The organism is Kribbella sp. NBC_00889 (genome assembly GCF_045207705.1).
Taxonomy (GTDB): domain Bacteria; phylum Actinomycetota; class Actinomycetes; order Propionibacteriales; family Kribbellaceae; genus Kribbella.
On sequence record NZ_CP108783.1, the window covers coordinates 3,460,011 to 3,477,677 of the forward strand.

The 17,667-nt window shown below is 68.3% G+C and carries 20 protein-coding genes and 4 tRNA genes; 5 read left to right on the top strand and 19 right to left on the bottom strand.

The window, feature by feature from the left end:
* Positions 1 to 144: 144 nt before the first annotated feature.
* Genes OG817_RS16825 through OG817_RS16835 form a run of 3 tightly spaced genes read right to left on the bottom strand, consistent with a single transcriptional unit; the run spans position 145 to position 3,540 of the window.
* On the bottom strand, positions 145 to 810 hold the full coding sequence (locus OG817_RS16825; RefSeq protein WP_406055728.1) for a response regulator: 666 nt from the start codon (positions 808 to 810) through the stop codon (positions 145 to 147).
* Positions 811 to 814: 4 nt separating this feature from the next.
* On the bottom strand, positions 815 to 2,389 hold the full coding sequence (locus OG817_RS16830) for a sensor histidine kinase (RefSeq protein ID WP_406055730.1): 1,575 nt from the start codon (positions 2,387 to 2,389) through the stop codon (positions 815 to 817).
* Positions 2,390 to 2,445: 56 nt separating this feature from the next.
* The gene (locus OG817_RS16835; RefSeq protein WP_406055732.1) at positions 2,446 to 3,540 is read right to left on the bottom strand and encodes a GntR family transcriptional regulator; all 1,095 of its coding nucleotides are present in this window, start codon (positions 3,538 to 3,540) and stop codon (positions 2,446 to 2,448) included.
* 131 nt (positions 3,541 to 3,671) lie between these two features.
* Between OG817_RS16835 and OG817_RS16840 the strand changes: the two genes are divergently transcribed.
* Both OG817_RS16840 and OG817_RS16845 read left to right on the top strand, forming a co-directional pair.
* The gene (locus tag OG817_RS16840; protein WP_406055734.1) at positions 3,672 to 5,129 is read left to right on the top strand and encodes an ArnT family glycosyltransferase; all 1,458 of its coding nucleotides are present in this window, start codon (positions 3,672 to 3,674) and stop codon (positions 5,127 to 5,129) included.
* 18 nt (positions 5,130 to 5,147) lie between these two features.
* Positions 5,148 to 5,759, top strand: coding sequence for a formylglycine-generating enzyme family protein (locus tag OG817_RS16845; protein ID WP_406055736.1), 612 nt, complete (start codon positions 5,148 to 5,150; stop codon positions 5,757 to 5,759).
* On the opposite strand, the gene OG817_RS16850 is transcribed toward OG817_RS16845, so the two are convergent.
* The 5 genes from OG817_RS16850 to OG817_RS16870 all read right to left on the bottom strand — a co-directional run bounded on the left by OG817_RS16850 (position 5,738) and on the right by OG817_RS16870 (position 7,423).
* Positions 5,738 to 6,220 carry a GNAT family N-acetyltransferase gene (locus OG817_RS16850; RefSeq protein ID WP_406055738.1) on the bottom strand — a complete coding sequence of 161 codons (483 nt, stop codon included), beginning with the start codon at positions 6,218 to 6,220 and terminating at the stop codon, positions 5,738 to 5,740. The genes OG817_RS16845 and OG817_RS16850 overlap by 22 nt on opposite strands.
* Complete coding sequence (locus OG817_RS16855) at positions 6,220 to 6,699, bottom strand: GNAT family N-acetyltransferase (RefSeq protein ID WP_406055740.1); 480 nt, start codon at positions 6,697 to 6,699, stop codon at positions 6,220 to 6,222. The genes OG817_RS16850 and OG817_RS16855 overlap by 1 nt, the downstream gene beginning before the upstream one ends.
* A 444-nt stretch (positions 6,700 to 7,143) precedes the next feature.
* Positions 7,144 to 7,215, bottom strand: a tRNA-Val gene (locus tag OG817_RS16860).
* Positions 7,216 to 7,247: 32 nt separating this feature from the next.
* Positions 7,248 to 7,318, bottom strand: a tRNA-Cys gene (locus tag OG817_RS16865).
* Between the two features lie 32 nt (positions 7,319 to 7,350).
* Positions 7,351 to 7,423: transfer RNA gene (locus tag OG817_RS16870), tRNA-Gly, on the bottom strand.
* Positions 7,424 to 7,601: 178 nt separating this feature from the next.
* Between OG817_RS16870 and OG817_RS16875 the strand changes: the two genes are divergently transcribed.
* Positions 7,602 to 8,420: an aminotransferase class IV gene (locus OG817_RS16875; RefSeq protein WP_406055742.1), complete on the top strand. Its 819-nt coding sequence runs from the start codon at positions 7,602 to 7,604 to the stop codon at positions 8,418 to 8,420.
* A gap of 59 nt (positions 8,421 to 8,479) precedes the next feature.
* On the opposite strand, the gene OG817_RS16880 is transcribed toward OG817_RS16875, so the two are convergent.
* Positions 8,480 to 9,046 carry a CGNR zinc finger domain-containing protein gene (locus OG817_RS16880; protein ID WP_238164653.1) on the bottom strand — a complete coding sequence of 189 codons (567 nt, stop codon included), beginning with the start codon at positions 9,044 to 9,046 and terminating at the stop codon, positions 8,480 to 8,482.
* 106 nt (positions 9,047 to 9,152) lie between these two features.
* On the opposite strand from OG817_RS16880, the gene OG817_RS16885 reads away from it, so the two are divergent.
* Positions 9,153 to 9,224 (top strand) — tRNA-Val (locus OG817_RS16885).
* A 63-nt stretch (positions 9,225 to 9,287) separates the two neighbouring features.
* On the opposite strand, the gene OG817_RS16890 is transcribed toward OG817_RS16885, so the two are convergent.
* On the bottom strand, positions 9,288 to 10,049 hold the full coding sequence (locus tag OG817_RS16890; RefSeq protein ID WP_406055744.1) for a tyrosine-type recombinase/integrase: 762 nt from the start codon (positions 10,047 to 10,049) through the stop codon (positions 9,288 to 9,290).
* 171 nt (positions 10,050 to 10,220) lie between these two features.
* On the opposite strand from OG817_RS16890, the gene OG817_RS16895 reads away from it, so the two are divergent.
* Positions 10,221 to 10,373 carry a hypothetical protein gene (locus tag OG817_RS16895; RefSeq protein ID WP_406055746.1) on the top strand — a complete coding sequence of 51 codons (153 nt, stop codon included), beginning with the start codon at positions 10,221 to 10,223 and terminating at the stop codon, positions 10,371 to 10,373.
* Positions 10,374 to 10,506: 133 nt separating this feature from the next.
* Here OG817_RS16895 and OG817_RS16900 read toward each other — a convergent pair whose 3' ends face one another.
* The 9 genes from OG817_RS16900 to OG817_RS16940 all read right to left on the bottom strand — a co-directional run bounded on the left by OG817_RS16900 (position 10,507) and on the right by OG817_RS16940 (position 17,588).
* A complete protein-coding gene (locus OG817_RS16900) occupies positions 10,507 to 10,791 on the bottom strand; it encodes a helix-turn-helix domain-containing protein (protein WP_406055748.1) in 285 nt (94 codons plus the stop codon).
* Positions 10,788 to 12,083 carry a DUF3631 domain-containing protein gene (locus OG817_RS16905; RefSeq protein ID WP_406055749.1) on the bottom strand — a complete coding sequence of 432 codons (1,296 nt, stop codon included), beginning with the start codon at positions 12,081 to 12,083 and terminating at the stop codon, positions 10,788 to 10,790. The genes OG817_RS16900 and OG817_RS16905 overlap by 4 nt, the downstream gene beginning before the upstream one ends.
* On the bottom strand, positions 12,080 to 12,952 hold the full coding sequence (locus OG817_RS16910; RefSeq protein ID WP_406055751.1) for a bifunctional DNA primase/polymerase: 873 nt from the start codon (positions 12,950 to 12,952) through the stop codon (positions 12,080 to 12,082). The genes OG817_RS16905 and OG817_RS16910 overlap by 4 nt, the downstream gene beginning before the upstream one ends.
* A gap of 22 nt (positions 12,953 to 12,974) precedes the next feature.
* Positions 12,975 to 13,544: an RRQRL motif-containing zinc-binding protein gene (locus OG817_RS16915; protein WP_406055753.1), complete on the bottom strand. Its 570-nt coding sequence runs from the start codon at positions 13,542 to 13,544 to the stop codon at positions 12,975 to 12,977.
* Complete coding sequence (locus OG817_RS16920) at positions 13,544 to 13,882, bottom strand: hypothetical protein (RefSeq protein ID WP_406055755.1); 339 nt, start codon at positions 13,880 to 13,882, stop codon at positions 13,544 to 13,546. Before OG817_RS16920 ends, OG817_RS16915 begins: the two co-directional genes overlap by 1 nt.
* Before the next feature lie 187 nt (positions 13,883 to 14,069).
* The gene (locus OG817_RS16925) at positions 14,070 to 16,274 is read right to left on the bottom strand and encodes a cell division protein FtsK (RefSeq protein ID WP_406055757.1); all 2,205 of its coding nucleotides are present in this window, start codon (positions 16,272 to 16,274) and stop codon (positions 14,070 to 14,072) included.
* Positions 16,271 to 17,122 (bottom strand): ABC transporter permease, encoded by an 852-nt coding sequence (locus tag OG817_RS16930; protein ID WP_406055759.1) that lies wholly within the window; start codon positions 17,120 to 17,122, stop codon positions 16,271 to 16,273. The genes OG817_RS16925 and OG817_RS16930 overlap by 4 nt, the downstream gene beginning before the upstream one ends.
* Positions 17,119 to 17,343 (bottom strand): hypothetical protein, encoded by a 225-nt coding sequence (locus OG817_RS16935; RefSeq protein WP_406055761.1) that lies wholly within the window; start codon positions 17,341 to 17,343, stop codon positions 17,119 to 17,121. Before OG817_RS16935 ends, OG817_RS16930 begins: the two co-directional genes overlap by 4 nt.
* Positions 17,340 to 17,588 carry a DUF6284 family protein gene (locus tag OG817_RS16940; RefSeq protein ID WP_406055763.1) on the bottom strand — a complete coding sequence of 83 codons (249 nt, stop codon included), beginning with the start codon at positions 17,586 to 17,588 and terminating at the stop codon, positions 17,340 to 17,342. The genes OG817_RS16935 and OG817_RS16940 overlap by 4 nt, the downstream gene beginning before the upstream one ends.
* Positions 17,589 to 17,667 lie beyond the last annotated feature (79 nt).

Consider the following 17,667-nt stretch of genomic DNA (forward strand, 5'->3'; position numbering starts at 1 on the left):
AGGGGGCGGGTGGCCCCTGGGGTTGCTGGGTTTCGATTCCGGAGGTGAGGTCCCCGGGGAAGGTCCACTATCCCATGACCGGGTGTCCACACCACGTCACCACCCGGAGCGTCGTACCACCACCGGGTAACGGAATCTGACCCCTCAACCAGTCACCAGGCCGGCCTCGTAGGCGACGATCGCGGCCTGCACCCGGTTCTTGACCGCCAGCCGCAGCAGAATCGCGCTCACATACGCCTTCACGGTGCCCTCGACCAGGAAGAGCCGCCCGGCGATCTCAGCATTGGACAGGCCCGCGCCGACCAGTCCCAGCACCTCCAGCTCACGCGGACTCAGTACGGCGACCTGCTCCTTGGCAGCCGCGGCGCGGGCCATCGCCCCACCGCCGGTGCCGGTGCTCAGCTCGGCGATCACCCGCTGGGCGACGCGAGGCGACAGATAGGCGGCACCTTCCGCGACAGCCTTGAGACCGGCGATCAGCTCGCGCGGGTCGCCCGACTTCAGCAGGAAGCCGCTCGCGCCGTCGCCCAGGGCACGGGCGATGTACGCGTCCTCGGAGAAGGTCGTCAGGATCACCACTGCGGTCTCGGGCACGCTCCGCCGGATCTCGGCGCCGGCCGCAAGACCGTCCATCCGCGGCATCCGGATATCGAGCACCGCCACGTCGGGCCGGTGCCGCCGGACCTGCTCGACCGCCTCCGCCCCATCGGCTGCCTCGGCAACGACCTCGATCGCCTCGTCGGTGTCGAGGATCGCGCGGACCCCGGCCCGCACCATCGCCTCGTCGTCGGCCAGCAGCACCCTGATCATGTGGTCATCCTGTGCTTTCGGGGGTCGGTACGACGGAGCCGCTCTGCACGACCGTCTTGGCGACCAGCTTCTCGTCGGCGAAGCAGAGCCTGTAGACGTAGGTGATCGAGAACGGGACGTCCGGACTGTAGTAGCGGCAGGACCAGCCGGCCGGGGCCGTGTAGCCCTCGCTGGGCGGGTCGATCATCTGCATCGCCGGGAGCACCTTCTCCACGTCGTCCTCCGGCTGCCCGATGGTCAGAGCGTCGTACTGGCCAGGATGCAGGATCGAGTTGTAGCCGGCGATCAGGTAGTAGCCCAAGGCAACCACGCCGACGACCGCTCCGAGGATCAGCGGTGCGGCGACGGCCGTGACCAGACCGCGTCGCGCACTGCGTCGTACCGTGGCTCGCTCCGCTTCAGCGGCAGACATCGGCGGTGCTTCGGGCTCGGGCGGGCCGCCTGCTCGCGGCATTGTTGCCACCACCTCGAAACCGCCGCCGCTCCTTGGCCCCGCGGTCAGCGACCCGCCGACGAGCCGGACGCGTTCGCGCAGCCCGTCCAGGCCGCGTCCGCTCGAGGGAACCGCCTGGACCGGCCTCTTTGCGCCGGTGTCGAGGACCTGCACGCGTACGTCGTCGTCCGTGCGCGTCACGGTCACGGTGACCGCGGCGCAGGGTGCGTGCTTGCTGGCGTTCGTCAGTGATTCCTGGACGATGCGGTGCACGGCGCGATCCACCATTGGTGACAGTTCGCCGTCACCCTCCTCGATCAGACGGACCTCGAGACCGGACTCGGCCGCCCGCTCGATCAGCGACGGCACGCTCTCGTCACGTGGCACCGTCGGCGCGTCCGAGTCCCGCAGTACGCCGATGATCTCGCCGAGCCGATCGGTCGCCGTGGCGGCAGCTTCACGCAACGAGGTTGCGGCCTGCCGGTGCTCCTCCGGCAAGGACGGGTCGAGCTCAAGGGCGGCGGCGCGGAGGGCGATCAGGCTCAGCTCGTGGCCGACCGAGTCGTGCATGTCCTGGGCGATCCGGGACCGCTCGCGCAGTCGCTCCTGGTCGATCGCCATCCGCTGCTCGCGCTCGATCCGCTCCGCCCGGTCCCAGCCGGCCGAGGCGAGCAGAGCCTGCTGCGCGCGGTACCGCCCGACCAGCCACGGGAGCACGACCAGAAGCAGTGCGAGCAGCAGCATCACCAGCCAGCTCAGCACCGCCTCCGTGGCGTGCTGCTCGCGCTGCACCACCAGAGCGAGGAGCAGTCCGCCGAGCAGCGACCAGCTGCACACCATCACGAAGTGCTTCAGCTGAGTCTCCCGGCGACCCGCCAGGTAGCTCATCAAGGTGATCGCCGGGATCAATGCGACCTGTACGCCGTTCTGTGTGCCGAGCGCGAAGGCCAGGACGACGATCTCCGCCCAGGCGACGGCGGTGAGGGCGACCAGTGGCCAGCGTCGGCGGACGAAGACCGCCACGAACAGCGTCGCGATGAAGGCGGCCTGCATCCAGTACGGGTCGCCGCGGGCACCGCTCTCCGCGAGCACGAGGAAACTCAGCGCGGCCCACAGGCCGACGTCTCCCAGGCGCCGCCAGTTCATGCCCCAGACGCTACACAGTCACCCCGACATCGCCGTACTGCCGAAAGTCAGGTCTCCTACCCGTTGCCCTCAGCATCGACCAGCTCGAACGGCACCATGGTCAGGTTCGGCACCTCTTCACCGCGAAGCCGGGCGAGCAGCAGGTCCACCGCTCTCCGGCCCATCTCCTGCTGGTCCTGCCGGACGTGCAGGTACGGCGGTCCGCCGATCGAGTCACCTGGTGAGTCGAAGCAGGCGACCACGCGGTCGCCGCCAAGCGCCCGGTCCGTCATCCGGGCCAGGTTGTACTCGCAGGCGAAGTACGCCGTGACCTCAGGCAGCCGCTCGCGGAACGCGCGGATCACCTCGACATCCGCCTCGACACTGTCCGTCGTCGTCGACCCGGGCAGAGTGCTGCGCAGATCGGTCAGCTCGTAGGCCTGACCGCGGTCGCCGAACGCGGACCGGAACCCTTCCAGCCGGTCCTCGATCGACGACGTGTTCACGGGTGGCGGAGACACGAAGGCGATGTGCCGGTGCCCCTGGTCGAGCAACCGCTCAGTGAGGGCCTTCGCCGCTGCCACGTTGTCGGTGTGGACCGCCGCGACGGGGATCCCGGACAGGTGGCGGTCGACCAGCACAACCGGATAGCCGTCCAGCACCTGCCGGAGGAGGCTGGCGTTGTAGAAGTCGCCGTGAACCGGGAACACGATGAGACCGTCCACCTCACCGGTCGCCACCAGGAGGTCCACGGCCTTCTCCTCATCGGACTGCCGGCCGTGCGTCCGCCGTACGATCAGATGCGCGCCGTACTCGGCGCACCGCTCCTCGACCGCGCACAGCAACTCCAGGCCGTACGCCTCGGACACATCCGGGATGACGAGAGCGATCGAGCGGGCCTCCGGCCTCGGACGCGGCACCCGGCCCCGCAGCGGCACGGTGACACCGGTCAGGTCGGGCAGATGGCGTACGACGAACGTCCCCTTGCCACGGATCCGCTCCACCAGGCCTGCCTCCCGCAGGACCTCGAGCGCCCGCTTGGACGTGATGCGGCTGACCTCGAACTCCGCCGCGAGCTCCATCTCCGACGGCACCCGGTCACCGGGCCGCAGTGCACCACGCCGGATCTGCTCCAGCACGTGCGCACTGATCCGCTCGTAGAGCAACGCCACGGCCTCTCCCCTCACGTTGTCCGGTTGACATATCAGATCATGCGCGATGGCATGCCAACCGCGCAGCAACCGGGGTTTCCTCGGGGTGAATCGGGGTGGTTCGGGACCCTGCGGGCTGTCAGCATTCGAGCATGACCGCCACGCGTCCGTCGGTGCCTGCCTTGGCTGCTGTTCCCGTCTGCGCCGTCGCTGGGGTCGTGGCCGTCGTATTGACAGCGTTGTCCGGGCGGTACGGGTACCACCGCGACGAGCTTTATTTCATGGTCGCGGGGCAACATCTCGACTGGGGGTACGTCGACCAGCCGCCGCTGACACCGTTGCTCGCTCGGATCTCGACCGAAGTGTTCGGGAACACCCCGATGGGGCTGCGGGTGCTGTCGACGGTGGCCAGTGCGGTCACGATCGTGGTGGTCGCACTGATCGCGCGGGAGTTCGGGAGCGAGCGGCGCGGCCAGCTGCTGGCCGCGATCTGTGCGGCGGTGTCCGGGTTTGTGCTCGGCGTCGGGCATCTGGTGTCGACTGCGACGTACGACCTGCTCGCCTGGATGCTGATCGCGCTCTTCACGATCAAGCTGCTGCGAACGACCGACGGCCGGTGGTGGCTCGCGCTCGGACTGACCGCGGGGATCGCACTGGAGAACAAGTACCTCGTGGTGCTGCCGATCGGGGCCTTGCTTGTCGCGGTGCTGATCGTCGGTCCGCGTGAGGTACTGCGTTCGTGGTGGCTGCTGGCGGGCGTCGCGGTCGCGGGGGTCGTCGCGCTGCCGAACGTGCTGTGGCAGTTCCAGCACGACTGGCCCCAGCTCACCGTCGCCGGCGGCATCAGCGAGGACGACGGGACCGAGAACCGGATCATGTTCATCCCGCTGCAGATCCTGCAGTTGTCGCCGTTCCTGGTGCCGGTGTGGGTGGCCGGGTTCCGCCAGATGTGGCGGATGCCGTGGGCACGGTCAGTCGCGCTGGCCTATCCCGTGCTGTGTGTCGTCGTACTGGCCGTCGGCGGGAAGTCGTACTACGCCTTGCCACTGCTGCTCGTGTTGGTGGCGGCTGGGGTTGAGCCGGTGCTGGCGTGGCGGCGATCGATCGTCGCGGTTGGACTCGCGCTGGCCGCAGTCACGTCGGTGCTGTTCACGTTGCCTGTGTTGCCGGCTTCGGCGGTGGACTTCGTCATACCGGTGAACAAGGAGCAGGGCGAGCAGATCGGGTGGCCGGAGCTGACGACGGCTGTCGCGGACGTGTGGAATCGGATCCCCTCGGAGCAGCGGGGGTCGGCGACGATCTTTACCGGCAACTACGGTGAGGCGGGTGCATTGCGGCGCTTCGGACCTTCGCATGGGCTGCCGCCGGCGTACTCGGGTCATATGAGCTTCGCGGACTGGGAGCGGCCGCCGGACAGCAACACCGGCCCGGTGGTACTCGTCGAGCAGGAGCGGTCGCCGACGTTCGAGGCGCTCTTCCGCGATTGCGAGCAGGTGGGGACGGTCGAGAACATCGTGTCCAACGACGAGGACGGCACCGCGCTGGTCCTGTGCGACTCCCCCGGCGCCCCCTGGTCCACCCTCTGGCCAGACCTCCGCCACTACTACTGACGCCCCTAGGGTTGGCCGATGCCCACCATGGTCGACGTCCCTGCGGGAACCATCGCCCTCCGGGACGACCGCCTCGGCACTCGGTGGCAGGTGTCGTTGTCCGCCTTCCGGTTGGCCTGCTGTCCCGTCGTTGGTTCGGACGGTGTACCTGTTACCGGGATCAGCTGGTACGACGCCATTGCCTTGTGCAACGAGTTGTCGGAGAAGGCTGGGTTGCCCGCTGCCTATGTGGTGGATGGGCTGGAGGTCACGTGCGACTGGAGCTCATCCGGCTATCGCTTGCCCACCGAGGCCGAGTGGCAGTACGCCTGCACCGCGGGCACTCCGGCGTACCGTTATGGACCGCTTGAGGACATCGCCTGGTACGCCGGCAATTCAGGCGGTGTCGCGCATCCGGTCGGCCTGAAGACGCCCAACGCCTGGGGCCTCCACGACATGCTCGGCAACGTCTGGGAGTGGTGCTGGGACCTGTACGACCCCGCCACCTACGGCGCCTACCGAATCTTCCGAGGCGGCGGCCACGCCGACCCACCCCGCTCCATCGGCTCCACCGTCCGCCGCCGCTCCCACCCCACCTTCGCCATCGAGGACCTGGGGCTACGGCTCGCTCAGTCTCCGAGGACGGCCTGAAAGACAACGCTACGCTCGGCAAACCCCAGCCGGCTGTAGAACGCCCGCGCACTGTGATTCGCGACGTACGACGTGACGCTGACGCTGGTCACGTCGTTCCCTCGCGCCCACGCACTGAATCGGCCGACCAGCGCCTGCCCCACGCCGCTTGCGCGAGAAGCGCTGTCCACATAGAGACTGCGAATCTCGGCAGTACGCCGTCCGAAGCGTGTCGGTGAAGGTGCCGTCAGGTATCCAACGAGATGACCGACCACCACACCCTCGCGCCGCGCGACCAGCACCAGTGCGGAGTCGAGATTGATCAACCGAGCGAAATCCTCGCGCCCGTGCCGCGTCGGCCAGGAGACATCAACCTGAGGGTCGTGAGCTCCAGCATCCTCACTGAAGAGCTGCGACTCCAACCGCACCAACTCATCGAGATCGGGGTGCACCGCAACATCGACCTGGGTTTGATCGATCATCAGGACACCGCCGGGATACGGAATCGCCGGCTGCGCTCAACAGGCTCGATCTCCACCATCCCCGCGGCGGTCATCACCCGCGCGGAAGCACCGTTTCCCACGAAGCACTCACCCCACAAACTCGCGACGCCCAACTCGTCACGGCAGTACTCGAGTCCCGCGGTCAACGCTTCAGTCATGTATCCCTGCCCACGATGAGCCGCCCGTACGGCGTACCCGAAGCTCCAGTCCGCCACCGGCTCCTCGCTCTGCCCCATCCCGAGCCACCCCACCACCTCACCATCGGACCGCCGCGTGAGGCTGAACTGCACATGCGTCCCGTCATCCACAAACCCCGTCAACCAAGCCCGCACAGCCTCTTCATCCCGCGGCCCGTAATCCCCCATGTACTGCCCCACCAGTTCATCGGTCCACATCTCACACAACGCCGCGAGATCCCCCACCCCCGCCCACCGCAACTCCAACCGCTCAGTCCTCACCAAACCCATCACCCCAGGAAGCTACAGCCCGCAATCCCCCAACCGCGACCGGTTAACCCCACCCACCCGGACCTGCCTCCCAACCGACCAAACCCATTCCAGCGCCGCCGAACCACAGCCCAGAACCGCTCGAGCGGCGACCAACCACCGGCAACCATCACCGCGGCGACCAACCCCAGCCCGCAACCATCAAGCGGCGGCCAACCCTCGCCCGGAACCGTTCGAGCGGCGAGCAACCACCGCCCGGAACCATCACCGCGGCGCTCGGCCCCCGCCCGGAACCGTCACCGCGGCGCCCAACCCCAGCAAGCCGAGCGAAGCGAAGGCGCCAAAGGGGGTGCGGGTGGCGGAGCCCCCGCCCGCGGCAAGCGCAGCGCAGCCGCACAAACGACGAAGGCGACGCGGTCCGCGCACTCCGCGGACACACGTCGCCCATCGCCTTCGTGGACGATACTGGGATCGAACCAGTGACCTCTTCCGTGTCAGGGAAGCGCGCTACCGCTGCGCCAATCGTCCAAAACAACAACAACTCTAGTCTCAGGGCTGCGAGGTGGAGACGGGATTCGAACCCGTGTACACGGCTTTGCAGGCCGTTGCCTCGCCTCTCGGCCACTCCACCAGGAAGAAAGCTGGCCTGCCGAACCCTCTCCGAGCGGACGACCGGGTTCGAACCGGCGACCTCAACCTTGGCAAGGTTGCGCTCTACCAACTGAGCTACGTCCGCATCGCGACCGGGTTTTCGTGCTCCCCGACGCGAGAAGAACACTAGCCCATCTCCGCCTGAGTTCAAAAACCGGGGTTGCCCCACCACGTCGACGTACCGTCATCGTCCGGTCACCTTCGGACTGCCTGCCAAGCCCGGATGCCTTGCGCACTAAGGTGTTCCGCGGAAGGAGCACGACATGCGTATCTGGCTGAACGGCGCCCTGCTGGACGACGAGGCGACGGTTTCGCCGCTCGATCACGGGCTGACCACCGGCGACGGTGTGTTCGAGACGATGAAGATCGAGAACGGCCGTCCGTTCGCGGTGACGAGGCATCTGGACCGACTGGTCCGGTCGGCGGTCGGGCTCGGTCTGCCCGAGCCGGACGTGGCTCAGATCGAGGTCGGCATCGAGACGGTCGTGCAGGCCGATCCGGGCATCCCGTTCGGCCGGCTTCGGATCACGTACACGGGTGGTGTCTCACCGCTGTCGTCCGAACGCGGCACGTCCGGTCCGACCATCCTGGTTGCCACGCAGGCGGTCAAACGCCCAGGCCCGACGTCCGCGATCGTCACGGTCCCATGGGTCCGCAATGAGCGCAGCGCGGTCGCCGGCCTGAAGACCACGTCGTACGCCGAGAACGTGCGCGCCCTCGCCTACGCGAAGGAACGCGGCGGCAGCGAGGCCATCTTCGCGAACACCATCGGCAACCTCTGCGAAGGTACCGGCTCGAACATCTTCTGCGTGTACGACGGTGAGCTCGTTACGCCGACCCTGGACTCGGGGGCACTGGCGGGTGTGACGCGTGCGCTTGTCCTGGAGTGGTTCGGCGCGACCGAGCGCGACGTACCGATGGAGCGTCTGTTCGAGGCCGACGAGGTCTTCCTCACGTCCACGACCCGCGACGTACAGGCCATCCACCGCGTCGACGACCGCGACCTGCCTGCCCCGGGCCCGATCACCGCGCAGGTGACCAAGATCTTCGCCGACCGCTCAGCCGACGAGCCGAACCCGTAAGGACGGTCGAGTACTCGCCGGAGGCCGGGCCGGCGCTTACTCGCAGGAGGCCGTGCGGCTTACTCGCCGGAGGCTTTGCGGCGTTCGCGGTAGGCAGCGACGTGCAGACGGTTGCCGCAGGTGCGCGCGTCGCAGTACCGCTTGGACCGGTTACGTGACAGATCGATCAACGCGTCGTCACAGTCCGGCGCCTCACAGCGGCGAAGACGCTCCCGTTCGCCGGCCGAGATGACCTGCGCCAAGGCGATCCCGCACTCCACCGTGATCCGGCACGCCAACGACGCGCCGTCCCGCGAATAATGGATGTGCCACGGGTGCCCGTCGTGATTCGTCAGCCGCGGCGTCGTCGTACCCCGGGCAACGATCGCGTTGATCATCGCCGCCGCGTCGGCATCCGACCCGGTCGTGAAGACAGGCGAGAACAGCGGCCGCAGATCCCTGACCTCGGCCAGGTCCTTGTCCGACAGTGAGCCGACCGCGCTGAACTCCCGCTCGTGGACGAACTTCTCCAACTCCTCGAGCGTTTCCAGGGTGTCGACCTGACTGTTCGGACCCGGCAACGTGTTCACGAGCCGGACCAGCGTGCCGAGCGCCTGCTCGGTGTCGTGCGAGAAAGTCACAATCACGTCTCCAACGCGACGGGGTCTCCGTCTTGCAGCAAGAGTAGCCCGGCCCGATTAGATCGTCGCTGACTGATGCGCTATGGTTTCACACGCAACACCAGCACCACCCGGGCGATTGGCGCAGTGGTAGCGCGCTTCGTTCACACCGAAGAGGTCACTGGTTCGAACCCAGTATCGCCCACCCCCGGAAAGTTGCAGGTCAGAGCGGGAACCCGGCACCAGCCGAGTCCCCGCTCTCGTCGTTTCAGCCCTCGTCAGGTAGCGAAAAGGCAGCAAGAGCCCCTAGAACCCGCTCCTGAGACCCTCCCTGGACGTGCGTGTAGATCATCAGCGTCGTCGTCGGCCGCTCGTGCCCCATCACCCGCTGCACGTCGGGAACCGGCACACCCGAAGTGATCAGCCACGATGCATACGAGTGTCGGAGGTCATGGAACCGCAGCCCACCTTCCGCGTGGCGCGACACAGCCTTCACAGCCTGCGGCCTCGTCTTGAATAGCTCGGTCTCGTCCCCGGCCGGGGTCGGCCAGGTGCCTCGGAACTTGTCACCCTCCTGCACGACCCAGCCCAGCAGTCCGGCCCGCACGAGCGACGGCCGCCAGATCCGTGCCCGGAAGAGGGTCCGCCTCAACGGGGTACCCGCCTCATTGATGAACACCTCCCCCGCTTGACCCGTCCCATACAGCTCGCGGTACTCCTCCAGGAGGTGGCCCACCATCGACGGCACAGGTACGACGCGCCTCCCGGCTCGCGACTTCGGGTAGGGCTTCGGAGTGACGTGACCGTTGACCTCGACCGCGACGCGCTCGACTCGCAGAGTGCCGGCCGAGAGGTCGACCGACTCCCACCGGAGTCCGACGCACTCACCCCACCGAAGTCCTGTGCCGCCCGCGAGGGCAACGATCGCGCGGTGCCGCTCGGGTACGGCCGGGAGGAGTTGGGTGGTGAATTCCTCCCGGCTGATCGTCTGCCTGTCCCCCGCCTGCTGCCGCTTCTTCGGTAGTCGCACGTCCTTGGCTGGGTTCACTGCGATCAGCCGATCGCGGACAGCAGTCTTCAGGACCGCACTGAACAGACGGTTGCATTCACCAACGGTCGACGGCGATAGCTGGCGGGAAAGGCTGGTGATCCACTTCTGTGCAGACGAATGGTCGATCGCAGAGAGCGGAGCGTTAGCCCAGTGCGCGACTACGTGATTCTTGAGCAAGGACAGATCACGTGCCCGCGTCGTCAGTTCGACATTGTGCGACTCAATCCACTGCGCGGCATAGGTGCTGAACTTGATGCGTCGTGCGGCGTGTGGATCGATGTACGTACCGGTGTGCTTGGTTGATTCGACCGTAGCCAGGAAGGCGGACGCCTCCCGGCGAGTCGGGAAGGTCTTCGACGGCTGGCGGCCGGTCGCATCGCGCCAGCACGCCTTCCACTTTCCGGCTGGGGTCTTTCGGACGTAACCCATCTCGGTGTCAGCTCCAGTTCGATGCGGTGGCGAGGGTTGCGGAGTCGTCGGGTATCGGAGTGGCGTCAAGCCATGTGTGGAATGCGCGGCGCGGAACGACCCAGCGGGTTCCGAGTCGGCGCGCGGGAATCTGCCCGGTACGGACCATCTGGTAGGCGGTGTTGCGGGAGACGGCGAGGAGCCGAGCCACCTCCGGGACCGTGTAGACGAGTGCTCGGAAGTCGTGAACGGTCGCCGTCGATTCGTCGTCTGGGAAAGGGATTAGGTGCGGCATGGGTGCTTGGCCTTTCATGCAGCTCCAGAGGTCGAGTCGTCGCTGACAGCTCGCAGGGGCCAAGGCGTACCAGCCGTACCAGCCTCGTTTTGCCTGGTCAGCCCCAAGGAGGCTTGGGTGCCTGGTACGGCTTGAGCCGTACCAGTGGTGGAAGCCTCATCGGGGCTGACCTGCGATGTTGAGGCTGGTACGGCTGGTACGGCTTCCCCACCGGCCGGTTTCGGCTCGGGGCAGTAGCGGTTCCACGCGTCCGCGAAATCGCTGCGGTGGTAGCCCTTCGCCTGCCCGGTGGGGAACCGGATGGTGTCGCTGCGGATCTCGAAGTCCCGCAGCAGGTTGCCCATCCGCATCGCGGTGAGTCCGGCCGCGCCCATCGTTGCCCAGGGCGCTTCCGCGTCGCTGCGGAGCCGGTCGAGCAGGATCGCGGTGGGCAGCGCGTCGGCGTCCTGGAACGCGGTCCGGCAGTCGGCCAGCAGCCGAGTCGGGATGGAACCCTCGTCGCCTGCGTCACGGTCGCTGGTGAGCGCTACGGCGGCCTTTCTGGCGGCGCGCGGCCACTGCCCGCCCGCTAGGTCAGCTATGGCGATCATCGGCTCCCAGGTGTCGGCTGCGCGGTCTTCCAACGGCATGTCCGGGGTCGCGGCCCGCAGCGTCTTGATGTGGCCGGTGAGCCACTGGTTGAGCCGTTGCCGCAGCTCGTCCAGCTCGGGACCGTCGCGGCCGACGCGGTACGGCGCGACCTTCTCGCCGGGCGCGCGGCGACGCATCCGGATGACGGCGGCCCGGTCCTCGATCGTGTCCGGCATCGCGCCAATCCCTGCCAGGGCAGCCATAGCGAACGTGGCGATCTTCTCCACCGAGCGCGATCCGGCGTCGTAGCGCAGCGCGGGGCGGCCGCGCTGGTGACCGGCGTTCAACAGGCCGCGTAGGTCCTCGTTCTCCCCCGCCTTGGGGCCAAAGATCGTGTCGGCTTCATCGATCAGCAGCGTCGGCGGATCGCTCGGTGCGACCCCAATGGATCGGTAGACCGCTGACGGCGACGCGTTGACGGTCATGAGCGGTCGGTGGCTCATGCCTTCCACCATGTCGAGCAACCGGGACTTGCCGCAGCGCCGTTCGGGTGCCCGGATCACCAGCCGGGGCGCGCAGTTCCAGGCCGGTACGGCGTGGGTGGCGGCGATCCACAACACGACGGCGATCGCGGCGGACGTGCTGGGCAGGATGACGTAGCGGGCGATGGTGGCGGCTACGTCGTCCAGCAGCTCGGCGCCGTCGATCGGCTCGGGCGTGGTGTCGGTCGGGGTAGTCATGCAGCGATCCCTTCGTCACGGAAACCACCAGCGATGGCGGCCCTGATGTCGCGGGCGGTCTGTTCGGCTTGCTGCCCCACAGCGGTGAGTACGGCGACCGCGTCGGCCTGGTCGATCGCACCGGCCGCGACCATCCGCGCGACGCCTCTCGCGGCGCCGTAGAGGGTCGTTCGGCGCTTGCCCTCGGGTGCGTTGCGGACGGCGTCCAGGTGCGCTTCCAGCAGTCGTTCCGGACGGGAGATGCCCCCGCCTCCGGTGGTCGGGATCGGCCCGGCCGGGGCGGTCGTGGGATTGGCCGGCGGGCTGGGTAGGCACGCGTCGATCAGCGGCGGGGGCATCTCCATCGGCTCGCCACCGCTCACGTCCCATCGGTACGGGAGCCGGGTGCGGTGGTGGGTCGAGGGCGGGAGGACGACGTAGCCGCCGTCTGCCTTAATGTCGATCCCAGCCCGGTCCGGCATCGGGCGTGATGGGATCTCGCGGCCGGGGTGGTGGTAGTAGAGGTGCACTCCGCCGGATCCGGTGTGAACCCACAGCGTGCGCGGTACCAGGTGGCGCGCGACGAGGTCGGCCAGGCTGTGGCTGCCGCCGTGTGCGGGATCGACGTCGACCACCAGGAGTCCGGACACAGCTCCGGTTCGGACGGCGAGCTGTCCGGTCGGTACGGCCGTCACGATTGCGGTGATGCGGTCGGGGTCGGTGGTGGCGGCGTAGAAGCCGTGGCAGGTCAGGTGCCCGCAGGTGGCCGGGTCGTGGGCGCCTTTCGGGCACTCGGGGCAGTTGGCAACGGGCCGCTTGGAGCGACCGAGCATGAACACTGGCCAGCCACGTTCAGCGGCTGCGAGGGCGGCGTTCAGTAGGTCGTTCATCGTGCTCCTCCTCGAGGTGACATCACGTTTGGGGTGCGTCGATTGCAGGGTGGTGTTCGAGTTCGCAAAGGGGCGTAGCGTGAAGTTCAGGCCTTTCCCGGCCGGTCCCGGATACCCTCCTGGGGACCGGCGTTACTGCGACGGGATGGGCGCGCGGCCCAGTCCCTGCCGTCCGTCCCAAGGTGGGGACTGGGCCTGTCATGCAGTTGTTGCAGCGACCGTCTGTGGTGGGGATGCAGTAGTCGGTGACGGTGCGGCAGAGCTGGCAGGTGCGGCGCGCTTTCATGGCCTTGTCCAAGGCGTTGAGCTGCGCGGGTGACGGCAGCCGCGAGGGGCGGGCGAGGTCGAGCCGGTACAGCCAGGCCCAGCGTTTGCCGTTGCGCCAGACCAGCAGCGCGTACGGCTCTTGGCGCCCCGGGCACAGGCGCATTGCGCGGAGCTGGCGGCGGGTGGCGAGTCCTGCGGGTGCCCAGCGGAACCGGAACACTGGGGTGCCGTGGTGGTCCCAGCCGAGGGCTTGTTTGCCGTTCCACAGCTCGATCCAGCGCGACGCGGCCGGGTGGATCGTGGCGCGGTCGATCGGGGCGGGCATCAGCGCTTGCCCTTGCTCGTGGTGGTGTTCTCCCCGGCGCCGTGGACGGCGCGGAGGTGGTTGATGACGTGGCGTCCGAGCCGGATGCGCAGACCGGAGCCTTGGCAGCGTCCGCAGTGCCGGTAGGCGCGGCCGAACGGGGATTTGAACTTGCCTGCACCTTTGCAGCGGCGGCACTTGCCGAACGGCCAGATCAGGCAGCCGAGCAGGTACAGCGAGGCGGCGATGATCACGATGAGTGCCACCGTGGCGGCCTGCGCGGCGGTGTGGACGGTGGCGGTGAGGTCGCTACCGTGGGTAGCGGCGGTGACGGTAGGGGTAGCGGCGGGGTTCAGCACTGGAAGCCTCCAGAGGCCTGTTTTTGGGCGTGAGGAGCCGTGGCCGCTACTCGCTACGCGTGAGCAAACGGCCTGGTCAGGCTCGGGTTGTGGGGTAGCGGGACGGGTAGCGCGGCCGCTACCGGTAGCGTTCCGGCCGCTACTCGACCATCCCGCACCCCTCGTTCACTTGGTGACTCTCCGTAGATCAGCCAGTGGTGTCGCGGCGAGCCATGGCGGCGCGCAGGTCGTCGGCCTTCACGCCCTTGCGCACGACGCCGTCGCGCTTGACGTTCACCGACGAGACGCCCTGCGCGCGGGCCTGCGCGGAGATCGCCTCCGGAGTGGTGCCGTCGTACTGCTCGGGCATCTGGGCCGCGAGGCGCCCGGCGATCGTGTCCCAATGCGCCGTGCCGTCCGGCCCCATCACCGCCAGCAGGTCAGCCAGCACGTCGCGGGTGGCGCGCTCCAGCTCCTCCCCGGCCGCCTCGCCGGTCAGGGTGGCGAGCTGTTCGCGGTGCTTGCGCGCGGCGGTGAGGATCTTGTCCGCGTCGGCAGCGTCGGCCAGGAACGACCGCACCGTGGGGGTGTTGTCGGTGACCCCGTACAGGTAGCCGACACCTCGGTACTCATCGCCCACCGGCAGGGTGGAGGCGTCGAAGCCTTCCTGGTAGGCGTCGCCGCCCAGGATCGCCTCGGACACGGTCCGGTTGCCACACTTGAGCGCGAACCGTGCGGAGTGGTTGTCGCGGTAGCGGTTGAACAACCGCGACACGTCGCCCGCGCCGACACCGGACGGCTTCTGCGAGGACGAGATGAGCACCACGCCGGCCGACGGGCCGACGGCCTGGATGCGGGACAGTTTGGCCGCGATCTCCTTGTTCACCGCCTGGTCCTCGGTCTCGAAGTAGACCTGGAACTCCTCCATCACCATCACCAGCACGCGCAGGTCGGGGTAGCGCGGGTCGCGGGCGAGTTCCTTGGTGAGCTTGCCGTCCGGGCACATCGTGACCGGCAGCGTCGTCAGGATGCTGTTGACGCGGTCGATGTGGGCGAGGACTTCGTCCAGGATTGCCTGGAGGCGCTCGATCGGGTTGTCGTCGTTGGGGTTGGGGTGGGTTCCGAACACGGTGCGGTGGGCGACCTTCTTGAACGCCAGCCAGTCCGGGGAGTTCTTGCCGTCCGCAACGATGATCTTCACGTACGGGTCCAGCGAGGCCCACAACGCCACCAGGCGCGCGAAGAACGTCTTGCCCTTACGCGGCTGCGCACCGACCAGCAGCGAGTTCCACATCAGCACCAGCGACACCAGCGCGTCCCGCTCGTCCTTGCCCAGCTTCACCGGCTCCCAAATCGAGCGGGGCTTGCAGTCCAGCATCTCCGTGCGGCCCACCGCCACGGCCAGCGGGTCACGGTCGGACACGAACAGCGTGTGCCGCCTGGAGCTGGTCTTGTCCGGGGTCAGGAACACCTGATTCACATGCACGTCCAGACCGGAAGCGATCTTCTCCCGGGCACCGGCCACGTCGGACCAGCCCTTGCCGTACGGGAGATCAACGATCACCTGCGACCCGGTGTTGCGGGCGTCGCGGGACATCGGGGACCCGAACCGCACTTCCTGGTCGGCGCGGTCGGGCTTGCCGAGACCGGCCGCGTAGTAGGCGCGCAGCACAATGTCGGAGTTGAGCTTGCGGTACCGGGGCGCGACCACAGCGGTACCGAGCACGGTCTGACCTGCGGGTCGGCCGTAGTGCGCCAACCCGGCGACCGCTGCCACACCAGCGGCAGCGAGACCGGCGGCCGGGGCCGCGTTCCACGCGATCGGGACACCGATCAGCAACCCCAGGTTCTGCAACGCCAGCACGCCGCCGCGCCACAGCCGGGTGGCCTTGAGCTGGCGGTGGATCTTCTCCCACTCCTTCAGCTCGCCCGCGTCGGCCGCCTTCTGCTCCAGCACCACCGAGTTCGGCACCCACCACCAGCGCATCTGCTGCCCGATCAGCCGCGACAGGCCACGCGTGGCGAACCACCCGAACTTCGTTGCGTACCAAGGCGAGCGGACCGCGTGGAACGCCGTCACGTGCCCAGCACGCGCCAGCGCCCGGGTCGTGGTCGCGCGCAGGTTCTCCCGGCGCAGGTGCGTCGGGATGATCGGCAGCCGCGCACCCTCGCTCACCGGCACCGGCAGGCCAGGCGTGTCCACCGGCACGATGACCTTGCCCGTCGCCGGGTCGTCGTCGGTGTCGTCCAGCGCGATCTCATAGGCGGTGTCCATCGACTCCACCTCCGACGGCGACAGCGGCACCAAAGCGCCGGCCGATTCCTCCGGGGTCTGCGCGTCGTCGTCGCGGCGGGCGCGGCGGGCGTCCAGGTCGATCGGCTCGGGAAGTTCGTTGTTCATCGGCTCAGTCATCGGTTGCTCCCGTTCTCGCGGGTGTGGATCAGGTGCGCCAGCGCGGCGCCCATGCCGAGTACGGCAACGGGCAGGCAGGCAACGACAGTGGTGATCTGCCACGGCGCACGCGTCACGCCAGCGGCCTCTAACAGGTGATAGGCGACCTGGCCCAGCGCACCCAGACCGAGCGCCGACAGGGCCGACCACTTGGCGAACCGGCGCGCCTTGGCCGGGACGCGGCCGGACAGCCACACCCGCAGCGCGAACGCGGCATAGGTCTCGACACCGATCGGAAGCGTGATCGCAGAGTTGATCGTGAACCCGTCCGCGATCCCCGGCAGCGGATGCACCACACCGAACCCGGTCAGCTCACCGAGCCCAACCCATCCCGACCAGACCGCGACGAACGCGGGCAGCGCCAGCAACAGCACCGGCCACGACCGAAGCGGGGGCATCTCGTCACTGGTCTCAACGCTGGTGTCCGTGGTCGCCTCGGGGGCGTGGGAGATGCCCCCCGCTTTGGCAGCCGCGGGGACCGCATCGACCGGTGCGGCGTCGGTCGCCGGAACCAGGTCTGCAGGCGGTGTGACCTGCGGAAACTCGACCGCAGCAGCGGAGGTCGTGTCGGCGTCAGCGGTGGTCTCGTCCGGGTCCGGCACCGAATGCAGGCGGGTCTCCGGTGCGTCCTCGGTGCGCTCCTCGATCAGGGCGGCATGAACGGCCTTGGCCTTGTCCTTGCCAACCCGCAGGTGCTTCATCAGCCGGTTCTGCGACGGCACCTCCCCCAGCTCGGACACGAGACGGCGTCCAGCCGGGATCAGGTCCTCGACCGGGACCGGGTACGACGAACGAAGCGGAGTACTCATCGCACACCACCCCCGTCAACCTGGCTCAGCACCCAGCCGCCCGCGTCGGGCAGCGTGTCGGTCGTGTGCAAGACGTGGTCACCGCGCCACACGATCCACGCCGTTCCCAACGCCGTCCGGGGCGAGACGACCTGGACGAGGTCATAGCCCGCGACCTTCCACCAGCTCAGATCGACGCGCACGAGCGTCGGCGCGGGCATCTCAGCAATCTGCGCGGTCATGCCGCGTCCTCCGTCTCCGGCTCGCGGTCGGCCAACTCCCGGCCGATGTCCAGCACCCGGCGCTCGGCGCGCCGGACGCGGCGTGTCTCCAGTGCCGACGCGTACGGACCGGCATTGATGAACGCGATCTGCGCCTCCAACAGGTCCAGCTCAGCCGCAATCAGCGGCCACTCCTGCTCGATACCGGCAAGATCCGCAGCCGATGGTTCCTGGCCGCCAACAGCCGACAGGTGGATGATGCTCATTGGGTTGTGCTCCTGTTCGTGAAGGGACTGGACCGGCCCGGACGCCTCGGCGGCTGCAACCGCCGGGGCGTCACTCTGT

Coding starts and splice junctions, on each gene's coding strand:
- OG817_RS16930 (WP_406055759.1), bottom strand. CDS start 17,122: ATGAGTACTCCGCTTCGTTCGTCGTACCCGGTCCCGGTCGAGGACCTG.
- OG817_RS16935 (WP_406055761.1), bottom strand. CDS start 17,343: ATGACCGCGCAGATTGCTGAGATGCCCGCGCCGACGCTCGTGCGCGTC.
- OG817_RS16840 (WP_406055734.1), top strand. CDS start 3,672: ATGACCGCCACGCGTCCGTCGGTGCCTGCCTTGGCTGCTGTTCCCGTC.
- OG817_RS16915 (WP_406055753.1), bottom strand. CDS start 13,544: ATGCCCGCCCCGATCGACCGCGCCACGATCCACCCGGCCGCGTCGCGC.
- OG817_RS16940 (WP_406055763.1), bottom strand. CDS start 17,588: ATGAGCATCATCCACCTGTCGGCTGTTGGCGGCCAGGAACCATCGGCT.
- OG817_RS16875 (WP_406055742.1), top strand. CDS start 7,602: ATGCGTATCTGGCTGAACGGCGCCCTGCTGGACGACGAGGCGACGGTT.
- OG817_RS16845 (WP_406055736.1), top strand. CDS start 5,148: ATGCCCACCATGGTCGACGTCCCTGCGGGAACCATCGCCCTCCGGGAC.
- OG817_RS16850 (WP_406055738.1), bottom strand. CDS start 6,220: ATGATCGATCAAACCCAGGTCGATGTTGCGGTGCACCCCGATCTCGAT.
- OG817_RS16905 (WP_406055749.1), bottom strand. CDS start 12,083: ATGACTACCCCGACCGACACCACGCCCGAGCCGATCGACGGCGCCGAG.
- OG817_RS16925 (WP_406055757.1), bottom strand. CDS start 16,274: ATGACTGAGCCGATGAACAACGAACTTCCCGAGCCGATCGACCTGGAC.
- OG817_RS16910 (WP_406055751.1), bottom strand. CDS start 12,952: ATGAACGACCTACTGAACGCCGCCCTCGCAGCCGCTGAACGTGGCTGG.
- OG817_RS16900 (WP_406055748.1), bottom strand. CDS start 10,791: ATGAAAGGCCAAGCACCCATGCCGCACCTAATCCCTTTCCCAGACGAC.
- OG817_RS16825 (WP_406055728.1), bottom strand. CDS start 810: ATGATCAGGGTGCTGCTGGCCGACGACGAGGCGATGGTGCGGGCCGGG.
- OG817_RS16830 (WP_406055730.1), bottom strand. CDS start 2,389: ATGAACTGGCGGCGCCTGGGAGACGTCGGCCTGTGGGCCGCGCTGAGT.